This window comes from Pusillimonas minor, from assembly GCF_014237865.1.
Classification (GTDB): Bacteria; Pseudomonadota; Gammaproteobacteria; order Burkholderiales; family Burkholderiaceae_B; genus Neopusillimonas; species Neopusillimonas minor.
The window spans coordinates 98,422-111,464 of record NZ_JACJUU010000008.1; the positions used below are offsets into that span (position 1 = coordinate 98,422).

The window sequence follows — 13,043 nt, forward strand, 5'->3', positions numbered from 1 at the left end:
GCTTCGTCGCCAAAGGTCGTAATCGGCAAAAAACAAACATGGCAAACAGAACCGGCACCCTGATGGATATTGCGTTCAAAAACCTGACACGCACGTTCGCTTTTTTGGTTTTCATCTTGCTGGCTGCAATCATGGTGTCGCTGATTTACGGCAGCCAGGAGTCCATCGCAAAGTACGGCCTCAGCTTCTTGTGGACCAACGAATGGAACCCGGTTGAAGACCAGTACGGGGCATTGGTGCCTATTGTGGGCACGTTGCTCAGCTCGATTATTGCGCTGGTTATTGCGGTACCTATTTCTTTCGGGATTGCGATGTTCCTGACCGAACTGTCGCCGACATGGTTGCGCCGCCCCCTGGGCACGGCAATCGAAATGTTGGCGGCCATCCCCTCGATTATTTACGGGATGTGGGGTCTGTTTGTCTTTGTGCCCCTGTTCCAGGAATTCATCCAGCCTGGCTTGATTTCGTTTTTCGAGCCCATCCCCGTCCTGAACCAATTCTTTGCCGGCCCGCCGTTTGGTATTGGCGTGTTTACGGCAGGTCTGGTGCTGTCCATCATGATCATCCCGTTTATTGCGGCGGTGATGCGTGACGTATTCGAACTGGTGCCGCCATTGCTTAAAGAGTCGGCCTATGGCCTGGGTGGTACCACCTGGGAAGTCGTCTGGAAGGTGGTGTTGCCATTTACCAAAAATGGTGTGGTCGGCGGCATTATGCTGGGCCTGGGGCGTGCGTTGGGCGAAACCATGGCGATTACCTTTGTTATTGGTAACTCGTATAACCTGCCCAGCTCCATCTTTTCTCCATCGAATTCTATTGCGTCTGCGTTGGCCAACGAGTTCAACGAAGCCGGCGGCATGCAGAAGTCTGCGTTGCTCGAACTGGGGCTGATTCTGTTCCTGATCACGACGGTCGTGCTGGCATTGTCAAAAATGATGCTGCTGCGTTTGGGCAAGAACGAGGGAACGGCGCACTAACGCCCAACGAATACGAGAGAACCTCTAATGTTTAATTCTGACTCTATCGTTACTGTCGACAACCCCGTTTACCGCAAACGCCGGGTATTCAACAAGCTCATGCTGGTGCTGTCGATGGCTGCGTTGCTTTTCGGCCTGTTCTGGTTGTTCTGGATCATCGGTACGCTGGTATTCAAGGGTGGCAGTGCCTTGTCGTTGACGCTGTTTACCGAGCCCACACCGGCGCCCCGCGCGGAAGGCGGCTTGCTTAATGCGATTGTCGGCAGCGTGATGATGGCCACTGTGGGTACGCTAATCGGCACGCCTATCGGCATTCTGGCCGGCACCTATCTGGCCGAGTACGGTCAGCGCGGCTGGTTGGCGCCGGCAACGCGTTTTCTTAACGATGTTTTGTTATCGGCCCCGTCAATTATTATCGGTCTGTTCATTTACGCTGTGTATGTGGCGCAGGTGGGCCACTATTCGGGTTGGGCCGGGGCTGTCGCGCTGGGGATTATCGTCATCCCGGTTGTCGTGCGCTCTACCGACAACATGCTGTCGCTGGTGCCCAACAGCCTGCGCGAAGCCGCTGCTGCTTTGGGTTGCCCGCAATGGAAAATCATTTCATTCATTTGCTACCGCGCCGCGCGTTCGGGCATTGTGACCGGTATTTTGCTGGCGGTGGCCCGTATTTCGGGTGAAACAGCCCCTTTGCTGTTTACCGCTCTTAACAACCAGTTTCTGTCGTTCAACATGAACGCACCGATGGCCAACTTGCCCGTCGTTATTTTCCAGTTTGCGGCCAGCCCGTTTTCTGACTGGAACGAACTGGCCTGGGCCGGTGCCGTACTTATTACTTTGCTTGTGTTGGGTATCAATATCCTTGCGCGTGCGCTTTTCCGGAAATAAATCATGAACAGCAATGTCTCTGACGAGCGCGTGAAGCTCGAAGTCAAGAACCTGAATTTTTACTACGGCAAGTTCCACGCCATTCGCGATGTCAATATGTCGATTCGCGAGAACAAGGTGACGGCGTTTATTGGCCCATCGGGTTGCGGCAAGTCTACGCTGTTGCGTACGTTCAACCGCATGTTCGAGCTCTACCCCGGTCAGCGGGCCGAAGGCGAAATTTTGCTGGGCGGCGAGAACATCCTGATGTCCAAAATGGACATTTCTCTGATTCGCGCCAAAATCGGGATGGTGTTCCAGAAGCCAACGCCTTTTCCCATGAGCATTTACGAGAACATTGCTTTTGGCGTTCGTCTCTTCGAAAAGCTTAGCAAAGGTGAAATGGACGAGCGCGTAGAATGGGCGCTGACCAAAGCTGCGTTATGGAACGAGGTGAAAGACAAGCTGCAGCAAAGCGGTAATAGCTTGTCGGGCGGGCAGCAGCAGCGTTTGTGTATTGCGCGTGGCGTGGCCATCAAGCCTGAAGTATTGTTGCTCGACGAGCCATGTTCGGCGCTCGATCCGATTTCAACGGCCAAAATCGAAGAGCTCATTACCGAGCTGAAAACAGACTACACCGTGGTTATCGTGACGCACAACATGCAGCAGGCCGCACGTTGTTCCGACTACACCGCTTACATGTATTTGGGCGAATTGATGGAATTCGGTGAAACCGACAGCATCTTCGTCAAGCCGCAGCGCAAAGAAACCGAAGACTATATTACGGGTCGTTTCGGTTAAGACATATCAAACGACCCTGTCACAACGCATATGACAGGGCCGTTTTGCGAATGCATTCGGGTGGCCAGGGCTGGTTTTAGCGAGAAGCCGTTACTGCGTTAATAAACGCCGTGACGGCTTCGTCGTATCCGGCCGTCCGGCTGGCGCCGGAGTGCGAAGCGAATTCGAACTTGACCAGACGGTTGGCAGGGTGTGGGTTGCGCTGTGCGGCGTCGAACAACTGGTCGCTCATGGCATGAGGCACGACGCGGTCGCTGGTGCCGTGCATTACCAGGGTGGGCAAAGCTTGCCGGGCCAGCGCCCGCTCTGTGTCAAAAGGTTGGGTGACCAGCCATTCAAGTCCGGGTATGTCTGCCCAGCGGCTTGTTGAAATCATGTCTGTTATGTTGGTAAAGGTCGATTCCAGAATCAGCCCTGCAATGGCCGGACGGCCCTGCTGTGCCGTGGCCATGGCGGCAATTGCACCGCCCAGGCTGTGCCCATACACAAAACGGCGGCTGGGGTCGGGCTGCACACGGGCAAGCTCGTTGATGGCCGTCAATGCATCTTCTATGGCACTGCTTTGTGACGGCAGACGCGGGGTCGACTCGCCAAACCCGCGGTAATCGATGGCCAGCAGGGCATAGCCCATCTCAAGCCAGCGTTCGATTCTGAAAACGCTGCTGTTCAGGTTCCAGCGCGACCCATGCAAATACAGTACCGTGGGTGCGTCAGCCGACTTCCCGGCGATATACCAGGCGTGGACCTGCTCTTTATCGGGTGTTTCGAGGAAGTAGGCCTGCGTGCCTGCCGGGGCTTCACGCGCCCAGCGCGCTTCGCCCAGTTCAACTGAAAAAATGGTGGCGCGTTGCCAGCGGTTGAGTGCGGTGTAGCCGGCGGCTGCCGCCACCAAAAGCAAAAGACTAACAAGGTACAGCAGGCCTCGGCTGAAACGTATAGACATGTTTGGGGAGTGAAGAAATGAATGCACTATACGAGACTGCGAGACGCATGAAAAGTTCGCCGGATGGTGCCGTGAGATCGGGTCGTGTTGGCGTGGCTACCTGCAAAGTGAGCGACCGGGCGCGTGGAGGCCCGCCTTGCTTGGGGCATAAAAACACCCCGCAAACCTTGATAGGGCTTGCGGGGTGAGAATGTGTGGCGTTTGCGGCCACCCATAATGGACAAGGTTGCCGGCATGGCCGGCCAGGCCAGTAGCGCTTTTGGGTTAGCGGTTTTGGCCGCGGAACGCCCAGCCGGTAAAACGTTGTTCGACCAGCGCCGTAGCCACGTACAAAATAATGCCCAGGAAAGCCAGCACCAGCAGGCCGGCAAACACGATTTGTACCTGGAAGGCGGCCTGGGCGTCGAGCATGAGTTTGCCGATGCCCTTGTTGGCACCGACCGTTTCAGAGACGACCGCGCCCACAAACGCCAGCGTGATGGCCACCTTGAGCGAGCCAAAGAAGTAGGGCAGCGCCCCCGGAATACCGACCTTGCGCATGATGTCGAGCTTTGAGGCGCCAAGGGCGCGCAAAACGTCTTCGAGCTCGGGGTTGGTGGTGGCCAGGCCGGTGGCCACGTTGACCACAATGGGAAAGAACGAAATGAGGAAGGCGGTAATGATGGCGGGGATTTCGCCCAGGCCGAACCACAAAATAAGAATGGGTACGACGGCGACTTTAGGGACCGAGTTAAACCCCACCAGAACGGGGTAAATGGCGGAATAGATGTTTTTGTGCCAGCCGACCGCAATACCCAGAAGCAGCCCGCCCACAGTAGCCAGCAAAAAGCCGACCAGCGTTGTCCAGAGGGTGACCCAGGAGTTTTCGGCGATGGGGACGCGGTACTGCCACAGGGCGATGAAAATATCGGAGGGCGCCGGCAAAATGGTCAGCGGGATGGCGAAGCCTTTGCAGATCAGCTCCCAGATCACAAACAAAATGACGGTGAATGCCAATGGCGGTAATACGTTTTGAAGAATTTCGTTGCGCTGCATTTAGTGTTTCCCCCCGATCATTGACCGTAGTTCGTGGACAATGTCCTGGAATTCCTGGGTGTAGGTCACCTCGAGGTCGCGCGGACGCGGAATATTGACATTGCACTTTTTAACGACCTTGCCCGGGCGGTCGGACATGACGTAGACCGTGTCGGCCAGGAAAACGGCTTCGCGCAGGTCGTGTGTGACCAGCATGACGGTGACTTGCCGTTGGGCCTGGATGTCGCGCAGGGCGCACCAAAGCTCTTCGCGGGTAAAGGCATCGAGCGCACCAAAGGGTTCGTCGAGCATGAGGATTTCGGGTTCGTGAATGAGTGCGCGGCAAATAGAGGCACGCTGCTGCATGCCTCCTGAAAGTTGCCAGGGGAATTTTTCGGTAAACCCCTTGAGCCCGACGGAATGCAGCAGATCTTCGGCCTTCTTTTTGTACTCGGCCCGGTTGGACGAGATTTTGCTGCGATACGGTTGAACGATTTCTAGGGGCAGCAAGATGTTGTCGACGCAGGTGCGCCAGGGCAACAGGTTGCTGGCCTGAAAAGCCATACCGACCGACTTCAGGGGGCCGTTGACGGGCTTGCCTTCGACGGCCAGCTTGCCCGACAACGGCGCATGCAGACCTGAAATCAGTTTCATGAGCGAGCTTTTGCCGCAGCCCGACGGGCCGACCACGGCAATGAATTCGCCTTTGCGGATTGATAATGTGACGTCTTCAATAGCCAGAACGGCAGCGTCGCCTTTGCCATAGGCCATAGATACATTATCGAGTTCAACCAACATTTCCGTCATGGGGACTCCTGTGAAACTAGTTATTGTTATGGGTTACTTGACCATGCGCTGATCGAGGGGCGGCAGGAACTCGTTGGTGAAGACGTCGGATACTTTGGGCTTGTTGGTGTACTTGAACGTCAGGCCGATTTGATCCATGGCCTTTTCGAAGCGTGCCGTGTCAATATCGCCCAACCCGTTTTTAAGGACGTCGGGCGACACAAAGTTACGCTCGAGCGACATTTTGAGGCGCTGCAGTTCGACATCGCGGTTGGCGATGGCGTTGCGCTTCATGAGTGAATCGATGGCCGATTCTGGATCTTTGAGGGTGTCCTGGATGCCTTTGATGGTGGCTTTGACAAAGCCGGCGACCGCTTTGGGGTTGTTTTTGGCGAAGTCGGGGTTGGCCATGAGGGCATTGCCGTAGAGGTCGACACCATAGTCACGCATGAGCAGCACCACGATGTCTTCGTCTTTGACGCCGTTGGCTTTCAGGTTCATGTACGACGAAAACCAGAACCCGGTAATGGCATCGACCCTGCCTTGCGCCAGCATGGGCTCGCGTACCGGGAAGCCGATGTTTTCAATTTTTACTTTGGAGGCGTCGATGTTATTGGCGGCGACAAAAATGGGCCACTGTGCGTAGGCGCCGTCGGGGGCGGGTGCGCCCAGGGTTTTGCCTTCGAGGTCTTTGGGCTTGCTGATGCCTTTGTCTTTAAGGGTAACGATAGAAAATGCCGGGGTGTCGTACACCATCATGACGGCTTTGACCGGCGGGTTTTGCGTGTTGTCGCGGTACTTGACCAGCGAGTTGATGTCGGCAAAGCCCATTTGGTAAGTGCCGGTGGCGACGCGGTTGATGGGTTCGACCGAGCTGGCGCCGGGGTCGATGGTGACATCAAGGCCTTCTGCCTTGTAATAGCCCTTGTCGAGCGCCACGAAATAGGGCGCAGCGGGACCTTCGAAGCGCCAATCGAGCGCGAAACGCACAGCCGTTTGTGCCATGGCGGCACTTGAACTTAAGGCGATGGCTGCTGAAAGAATGAGTCGGGAAACGCGCATACTTACCTCCGGTAGTTGAACGCCGGCCAGATGGCCGGCGCGTCGAACAGGGTCATTGAACGGGTGCGTAGCTGGCTATTTTTTTATGCGTGCGCTTGAACAATTTTCATATTGATCAGGCTGACTCAATAGTATTCAAATCCATCACAACTTAGCCCTTAGTAGTTTCCCGATAAATCCGGTGTTTTAGGCCTAAACTGTCAGACAATAGAGGGAATTGAAGCGATTATTCTCTTGGGTGCCATCGGGGTTGCCTACGCCGCGGGGGTTGGTAACCACGCGTGTACCCTGTTTTTCGGTGCCTAACCGGTAATCGAATGAGTCGTGCGTGTGTCCGTGAATACATAACACGGGTGGTGCGGTCAGAATGACGTCTTCGAGGTTGCTGATGAAGCCGCCGTTCGAAGCCTGGCCTGCCCACTTTGGGTGGATAGAGCCGGGTGAGATGCCGTGATGGGTGACCAGCACAGTTTTTTCGTTCCGGGCATGTAACGAGGCCAGCGTTGCGCTGATCCAGCGACGGGCCAGATGGTGAGCCGTGAACTGGTGTTCGGGCGTTAAAGGCTCGGGCGGGTTTGGGGCTTCGTGGTATTGCGTATGCGTAAAGTCGGGCGAAAACTTAAGACATGCGGCTAGGCAGTCTGGGTCAAGGTCGTAAAAGTCTGTCCAGAGTGTGGTCCCGGCAAAGGTGATGTCGTCAATTTTTACCGTTGTGTTTTCAAGCACGTGCAGGTTGGCGGGTAATTGCCAGTGTCGTAGTGTTTTGCGGCTGTCCGGGAAGTTGCCTTCGTAGTATTCGTGGTTGCCCATCACGTAAATCACATGGGCAAAACGTGCGGCTGCATGGCGTAAAAACGGCTCAAGCACGTCGCGTTGGTTGATTTGCCCGATGTCGCCGGCCAGGATCAGTGTCGATGTGTGGTCATCTGGCAGCGGGGGGATGTCGAAGGGGCAGTTTTCAAGGTGAAGATCTGACAAAATACGCAGTTTCATGACGGTACCTCGGCGGGTTTCAAAGGCGGGGTGCGGCAAGCGGCCCTGTGCGTGGCGGCCGTTGCCGGTAACCGTAACCGGTTTTTTTTGCCATTATGGGCGCAACACAGGAAACTTTAATGCACAACTGGATCTATCTTCTGCTGGCCATTGTGGCTGAAACCGTTGCGACCTCGGCACTAAAGGCCAGTAACGGTTTTACGCAGCTGTGGCCTTCGGTAATTACCGTGGTGGGCTACGCAATTGCGTTTTATTTTCTGGCCCTGACCTTGCGTACCATCCCGGTGGGCGTGGCCTATGCAATTTGGTCCGGCCTGGGCATTGTGCTTATTACCGGTGTGGGTTGGGTAGTGTTCAAGCAAACCCTCGATGCGCCGGCGCTGATCGGCATCGGGTTGATACTGGCCGGCGTTATTGTGATGAATGTGTTTTCGAGGTCGGCCGGGCATTGACACGGCGGTGCACCGGCACCGGCCGGCCGCTACAGGTTTTGCCGGGCGGTTGCCGCCAGTTGTGCGGCGGCGTTACGCAATAACGCGGTATCGGCCCCTAGCGCCATGAAGCAGGCACCCGCCGCGCGGTAGGCAGCCAGTTGCCCCGGGTTGCCGCAAAACAAGCCGGCGGCTTTGCCGGCCTGGCTGATACGGCTTAGGGCGGATGTAATCGCGGCCTGTACCTCGGGGTGCTGCGGGTTGCCCAGGTGGCCCAGTGCTGCGGCAAGGTCGGACGGCCCGATAAACACACCGTCTACGCCGTCAACCGCGCAAATGGCCTCAAGGTTGTTCAGGCCGTCTGTCGATTCAATTTGCACGACCAGGCAAATATTGCTGCCGGCATGCCTGACATAGTCGCTGATGGCGTTCCAGCGTGCGCCGCGTTCAAGGCCTGTGCCCACGCCGCGTAAGCCCCGGGGCGGGTAATGTATAGCCCGCACCAGTTGTTCGGCCTGCGTTGCGGTGTCTACCATGGGCGCCAAAATGGTTTGTACGCCCATGCCCAACAACTGTTTTAGGGTGGCGGGGTTGTGGTCGACCGGGCGAACCAGCGCCTGCGTCGGGTAGGGGGCCATGGCTTGCAACTGGGCCTGTACCGTGGGCATGTCGTTAATGCCGTGTTCGCAGTCAATCAGCAAGAAGTCGAAACCGCACGTGGCCAGAATTTCGGCACTGACGGTATTGTTCAGCCCCATGAACAGACCCACCTGGGGGTGACGGTTGTTCAGGGCGTGTTTGAATGTGTTGGCAGGCAGGGCAAGCGGCGCGAAGGACATGAGGCACACAGAAGATAACAGAAGCGTTAATTATGTCATGCCCGATGGGCCCCGAACCGGTTGGAACGGTGTGATTAACCGTGTCTAGTGAGTGCGTATCTCCCGTTAATGAGGGAGAGCCAATGCGTATCCCCCGTCAAAGGGGACGAGCCGACGTGCGCCAAAACAAAAAGGGCTGATGCTTTTGGCATCAACCCTGTTTGCTTAAAAGAGGTGGTCGGGGCGGCGGGATTCGAACTCGCGACCCTCTGGTCCCAAACCAGATGCGCTACCAGGCTGCGCTACGCCCCGACAAGACCGCAATTATGACATATTCGAAAGGGTTTGTGTAAAGCGCAGAGCATTTATTGTTTGACCAATAAATGCGGCAGTGTGTACTGCCCTTGTTTGTACACCTGGTTGGGCCACAGGGCATGCGCCAGCGCTTCGCGCTGCAGTGCTTCGTCGAGCGGCTGTGGCGTATAAGCGTCGCCACCGTTATAGGTGAATTGACTGGCAGGGCGATGCGGCTCGAGGACAACCAGTTGGGTATCTTTCAGGTAGCCGTAGTTTTCGCTGAATTGCATCATGGCGCGGCCCCCTGTACGTGGCAGGTTCAGGTCGTGACCGATCATGGGGTGATCAAGGTTGACGCCCGCCAGTGACAACAGCGTGGGGGCCAGGTCGATCTGGCTGACCAGACGGTTGTCTTGTCTGGGCGCTATGGTGCCCCCCAGGAAAAGTGCCGGAATATGAAAGTGCTTGAGTGGTATCAGGCTCATACCGCCAACACGCGCATCGTGGTCGGCCGCGATCAGAAAAACGGTGTTATCCCAGTAGGCGCTTTGACGGGCTTTTTCGAAAAACTGGCCGATGGCCCAGTCGGCATACCGGATGGTGTTGTCGACAGTGGCAGGGTCGCCGTTGGGCGTAATGCGGCCTTGCGGGTATTCCCACGGCGAATGGTTGCTGACTGAAAAAGCCAGTGTAAAGGTGGGGGATCCGGATGACGTGCTTAGATGATGGTGCAGTTCGTTGAACATGTCTTCGTCGCTCGCGCCCCATGTGCCCACAAAGGCCGGGTTCCGGAAGTGTTCGCGTTCGATGATCTTGTCGAACCCGTTGCCCAGAAAGAAGCTTTTCATGTTGTCGAAGTGGGCCTCGCCGCCATAAATGAACGTGCTTGAATACCCCTGCAGGCGTAGCGCCTGGGCCAGTGTGAAAAAGCGTGATTGCGCGCCGGGCAGACGAAGGGCGGCGTCGGAAACCGTTGGGGGGAAGCCCGCCGACAAGGCTTCTAGGCCACGGACAGAGCGGGTGCCGGTGGCATAAGTGCGCGTCAGGTTCCAGGCTTGTTTCGACAGGGCATCGAGCTGCGGGGTGAGGCCCTGGCCGTTCAGGTAACCCGTGAACTGTGCACCCAGGCTTTCTTCAACAATGATGACGATATTAAGAGGCCGGGTGTGCGTATGCGCGGCTGCCTGGTGGTGCAGCGTTGGAATGCCGGGGTTTGTGTTTTTGATGCCCGCGCATTCGCACACAATGGTGTTGACCTGCCCGGTAGGCATGTCGCCGTAAACATCGGCCGCCGATCGCTCGTTTTTTTGGCTGTAAATGGCGTAAATAACGCTGTACAGCGAATTAAGCGGCAGCGTGTTGAGCATGCTGTCGCCGCAGTAGGCCACACTGGAAGGGTTGATGGGCCGGTGTTTAAGGGTGCCGCGAATGGCCAGAAACACAATGGCGGCAGTGGCCAGCGAAAGCAAAATAGCTTGCCACCAGACGACGGGGGCGTCGGGTGCCACCTGCCCGAACAGGATATGCCCACCCCAGCCAAACAAGCCCAGCGCGCCTATGCCGCCAAAAATTACCGGCTTGTAGCCCTTCCAGAGCATGCCGAATACTTCTTTTGGGTGTTGCAGGTATTGCACGTAAAGGCGGTCGGGCCGGGTATCGTACTCGTACACAAATTGTGGTGTTGACACTTCAAGTAGTACCAGCAGCAGCCAGGAAATCTGCAGCCAGAAACCAGTGATGTCGACGAACAAGGGGAAATGGCCCAGCCAGGGCGCAAGCAGGGCAGGGATGCCGGCCAAAACCGCAATTTGGTGGGCGTCGATGCGCAAACCACCCAGCATAATGGGGGCGAGCCCGCCGTTCAGGCTGACGCGCCGCCACTGCCAAAGCGACAAGCCCAGGCGGCTGGTCGACAGCAGCAGGAAGCTGGCGGCGATAAATATAAGGGTTTGTTCCTGCATACTTTTGGGTGCTTACGCTCGAAAATTTACCTTGCGTAATATATAGTGCGTAGGGCTATGCGCATAGTGTTTTCACGTCTATTAACAAAATCGAGCCCCTAATGTCCGATAACCACACCCGCAAACCCGTATCGCCGTCCGGCGAGCCGCAATACGATTTTTCCCAGCAGGTGGGGCATTTGCTCAGGCGTGCCTACCAGCGCCATACGGCACTGTTTCAGCAGATCATCCCCGATACCCAGCTTACAGCCGCCCAGTTTGTGGTGCTGTGTGCGGTTCGCGACTGTGGGGCGTGCTCGCTTAGCGAAATTGTCAAGCGCACGGCCATCGACCAGGCCACTGTGCGGGGCGTTATCGATCGCCTTAAATCGCGCAAGCTGCTGGGGGTTCGTCACGACGACGCCGATCGCCGCAAGGTGCTGGTCAGCCTGACACCGGCCGGGCTTGAACTGGTTGACAGCATGGTGCCGTTTGCCTTCGACATCACCGAGAAGACCTTTGCCGGGTTTAATCCGGCCGAAAAACTGGCATTGGTATATCTGTTGAACAAAATGTGCGAGTCCGACGTCGCAGATTTGTCTGGCAATTAAGTGTATGCGCTTCAATGGTTCGTCTTTGCACCAGCGTGTTTCATGGGTGCGCCGACATTGTGCGTTGCGGTAAATATTCAGGTGGATTAGGCACCTATAGCGGTTTGTTTTGCTTTTGTAGTCAAGGGTTTATCCCTAGTAAAAACAGTCTTGTGGCTGAAAACTTAGGTGTGTACACTTGAAAGGTGCTATTACTCTTGCAATAGCGTTCTTGCCGATATCCACCCGGCAAGGCGCGCCACATAGGAAACTAACAATGAAAGGCATGAAATTTTATTCATCGCTGCTGGGCCTGGCGCTCGGCGCGGCGGTAAGCACATCCGCCCTGGCTCAAGACGTTATTAAAATCGGCGAACTGAACAGCTACAAAACACAGCCGGCCTTCCTGGGGCCTTACAAAAACGGTATGGATCTGGCCATCAGCCAAATCAACGAAGCCGGTGGCTTGCTGGGCAAAAAAGTCGAGCTGATCATCCGCGACGACAACTCCAACACGGGCGATGCCGTACGTGCCGCCGAAGAACTCATTTCGCGTGACAAGGTTGACGTTCTTACCGGTACCTTCCTCTCGCACATTGGCCTGGCGGTTACCGACTTTGCCAAACAAAAGCAACGCTTCTTCCTGGCCAGCGAGCCACTTACCGACAAAATCGTATGGGGCGACGGCAATCGCTACACCTTCCGTCTTCGCACCTCAACCTACATGCAGGTGGCCATGCTGGTCCCTGAAGCGGTCAAACTGAACAAAAAGCGCTGGGCACTGGTTTATCCCAACTACGAGTACGGTCAATCGGCTGTAAACACCTTCAAAACCCTCATGAAGGCCGCTCAGCCCGATATCGAGTTCGTGGCCGAGCAGGCTTCGCCATTGGGCAAGGTTGATGCCGGCAGTGTTATCCAGGCCTTGTCCGATGCCAAAGCCGATGCCGTCTTCAACGTGCTGTTTGCGGCCGATCTGGCCAAACTGGTACGTGCAGGTTCGCAGCGTAACTTCTTCGACAACGTGCCTGTAGTCAGCCTGCTTACCGGCGAACCCGAATACCTCGACCCGCTGGGTAACGAAACACCCGAAGGCTGGATTGTGACGGGCTACCCCTGGTACGCCATCAACACGCCCGAGCACAAGGCATTCCTTGAAGCCTATCAGGCCAAGTTCAACGACTATCCTCGTTTGGGTACAGTTGTAGGTTATTCGGCCATCATGTCGCTTGCCGAAGGCATCAAAAAGGCGGGCTCTACCGATACTGAAGCCCTCATCAAAGCCTTCCGCGGTCTCGAGCTCATGTCGCCGTTTGGTCCCATTACCTATCGTGCGCAAGATCACCAGTCGACCATGGGTATTTATGTGGGCAAACTGGCCAAGAAAGATGGTAAAGGCATCATGACCGACTTCGTCTATGTTGACGGTAAAGATGTTCAGCCTTCCGACGAGCAAGTCAAAGAGTGGCGTAAGGCTGCTGAATAAAGCAATACAACAAACCTCTGTCACCTGTTCCGGTGGCA

Annotated in this window: 13 protein-coding genes and 1 tRNA gene; 6 read left to right on the forward strand and 8 right to left on the reverse strand. The window is 56.1% G+C overall.

Translation table 11 applies throughout. From position 1 onward, the window contains the following. Positions 1-38 precede the first annotated feature (38 nt). From pstC to pstB, 3 genes are read left to right on the forward strand one after another with little or no spacing between them, the layout of a single operon-like run. Positions 39-977: a phosphate ABC transporter permease subunit PstC gene (gene pstC, locus GTU67_RS10935; protein WP_185780101.1), complete on the forward strand. Its 939-nt coding sequence runs from the start codon at positions 39-41 to the stop codon at positions 975-977. 27 nt (positions 978-1,004) lie between these two features. Then, positions 1,005-1,865 carry a phosphate ABC transporter permease PstA gene (gene pstA, locus GTU67_RS10940; protein WP_185780102.1) on the forward strand — a complete coding sequence of 287 codons (861 nt, stop codon included), beginning with the start codon at positions 1,005-1,007 and terminating at the stop codon, positions 1,863-1,865. A 3-nt stretch (positions 1,866-1,868) separates the two neighbouring features. After that, the gene (pstB, locus tag GTU67_RS10945) at positions 1,869-2,645 is read left to right on the forward strand and encodes a phosphate ABC transporter ATP-binding protein PstB (RefSeq protein WP_093970640.1); all 777 of its coding nucleotides are present in this window, start codon (positions 1,869-1,871) and stop codon (positions 2,643-2,645) included. A gap of 76 nt (positions 2,646-2,721) precedes the next feature. Here pstB and GTU67_RS10950 read toward each other — a convergent pair whose 3' ends face one another. The 5 genes from GTU67_RS10950 to GTU67_RS10970 form a co-directional block, all read right to left on the reverse strand. Then, positions 2,722-3,588, reverse strand: a complete 867-nt coding sequence (locus GTU67_RS10950; RefSeq protein ID WP_185780103.1) for an alpha/beta hydrolase — start codon at positions 3,586-3,588, stop codon at positions 2,722-2,724. 264 nt (positions 3,589-3,852) lie between these two features. Beyond that, the gene (locus GTU67_RS10955; protein ID WP_185780104.1) at positions 3,853-4,623 is read right to left on the reverse strand and encodes an ABC transporter permease; all 771 of its coding nucleotides are present in this window, start codon (positions 4,621-4,623) and stop codon (positions 3,853-3,855) included. Beyond that, positions 4,624-5,400, reverse strand: a complete 777-nt coding sequence (locus GTU67_RS10960; protein ID WP_249417688.1) for an ABC transporter ATP-binding protein — start codon at positions 5,398-5,400, stop codon at positions 4,624-4,626. A gap of 42 nt (positions 5,401-5,442) precedes the next feature. Beyond that, complete coding sequence (locus tag GTU67_RS10965; RefSeq protein WP_185780106.1) at positions 5,443-6,450, reverse strand: ABC transporter substrate-binding protein; 1,008 nt, start codon at positions 6,448-6,450, stop codon at positions 5,443-5,445. Between the two features lie 192 nt (positions 6,451-6,642). After that, entirely contained in the window at positions 6,643-7,443 is an 801-nt protein-coding gene (locus GTU67_RS10970) for a metallophosphoesterase (protein WP_185780107.1), read from the reverse strand. A 119-nt stretch (positions 7,444-7,562) separates the two neighbouring features. Between GTU67_RS10970 and GTU67_RS10975 the strand changes: the two genes are divergently transcribed. Beyond that, positions 7,563-7,895: a DMT family transporter gene (locus GTU67_RS10975; protein ID WP_185780108.1), complete on the forward strand. Its 333-nt coding sequence runs from the start codon at positions 7,563-7,565 to the stop codon at positions 7,893-7,895. A 29-nt stretch (positions 7,896-7,924) separates the two neighbouring features. Here the strand turns inward: GTU67_RS10975 and GTU67_RS10980 are convergent, their stop codons facing one another. From GTU67_RS10980 to GTU67_RS10990, 3 genes are all read right to left on the reverse strand, one after another. Beyond that, a complete protein-coding gene (locus GTU67_RS10980; RefSeq protein WP_185780109.1) occupies positions 7,925-8,713 on the reverse strand; it encodes an HpcH/HpaI aldolase family protein in 789 nt (262 codons plus the stop codon). A gap of 214 nt (positions 8,714-8,927) precedes the next feature. After that, positions 8,928-9,004, reverse strand: a tRNA-Pro gene (locus GTU67_RS10985). A 53-nt stretch (positions 9,005-9,057) separates the two neighbouring features. Beyond that, positions 9,058-10,950: an LTA synthase family protein gene (locus GTU67_RS10990; protein ID WP_185780110.1), complete on the reverse strand. Its 1,893-nt coding sequence runs from the start codon at positions 10,948-10,950 to the stop codon at positions 9,058-9,060. Between the two features lie 101 nt (positions 10,951-11,051). Here GTU67_RS10990 and GTU67_RS10995 point away from each other — a divergent pair, with 101 nt between their 5' ends. Both GTU67_RS10995 and GTU67_RS11000 read left to right on the forward strand, forming a co-directional pair. After that, positions 11,052-11,540: a MarR family winged helix-turn-helix transcriptional regulator gene (locus tag GTU67_RS10995; protein ID WP_185780111.1), complete on the forward strand. Its 489-nt coding sequence runs from the start codon at positions 11,052-11,054 to the stop codon at positions 11,538-11,540. 256 nt (positions 11,541-11,796) lie between these two features. Further along, positions 11,797-13,005: an ABC transporter substrate-binding protein gene (locus GTU67_RS11000; RefSeq protein ID WP_185780112.1), complete on the forward strand. Its 1,209-nt coding sequence runs from the start codon at positions 11,797-11,799 to the stop codon at positions 13,003-13,005. Positions 13,006-13,043: the final 38 nt, after the last annotated feature.

Coding starts and splice junctions, on each gene's coding strand:
- pstC (WP_185780101.1), top strand. CDS start 39: ATGGCAAACAGAACCGGCACCCTGATGGATATTGCGTTCAAAAACCTG.
- pstA (WP_185780102.1), top strand. CDS start 1,005: ATGTTTAATTCTGACTCTATCGTTACTGTCGACAACCCCGTTTACCGC.
- pstB (WP_093970640.1), top strand. CDS start 1,869: ATGAACAGCAATGTCTCTGACGAGCGCGTGAAGCTCGAAGTCAAGAAC.
- GTU67_RS10950 (WP_185780103.1), bottom strand. CDS start 3,588: ATGTCTATACGTTTCAGCCGAGGCCTGCTGTACCTTGTTAGTCTTTTG.
- GTU67_RS10955 (WP_185780104.1), bottom strand. CDS start 4,623: ATGCAGCGCAACGAAATTCTTCAAAACGTATTACCGCCATTGGCATTC.
- GTU67_RS10960 (WP_249417688.1), bottom strand. CDS start 5,400: ATGTTGGTTGAACTCGATAATGTATCTATGGCCTATGGCAAAGGCGAC.
- GTU67_RS10965 (WP_185780106.1), bottom strand. CDS start 6,450: ATGCGCGTTTCCCGACTCATTCTTTCAGCAGCCATCGCCTTAAGTTCA.
- GTU67_RS10970 (WP_185780107.1), bottom strand. CDS start 7,443: ATGAAACTGCGTATTTTGTCAGATCTTCACCTTGAAAACTGCCCCTTC.
- GTU67_RS10975 (WP_185780108.1), top strand. CDS start 7,563: ATGCACAACTGGATCTATCTTCTGCTGGCCATTGTGGCTGAAACCGTT.
- GTU67_RS10980 (WP_185780109.1), bottom strand. CDS start 8,713: ATGTCCTTCGCGCCGCTTGCCCTGCCTGCCAACACATTCAAACACGCC.
- GTU67_RS10990 (WP_185780110.1), bottom strand. CDS start 10,950: ATGCAGGAACAAACCCTTATATTTATCGCCGCCAGCTTCCTGCTGCTG.
- GTU67_RS10995 (WP_185780111.1), top strand. CDS start 11,052: ATGTCCGATAACCACACCCGCAAACCCGTATCGCCGTCCGGCGAGCCG.
- GTU67_RS11000 (WP_185780112.1), top strand. CDS start 11,797: ATGAAAGGCATGAAATTTTATTCATCGCTGCTGGGCCTGGCGCTCGGC.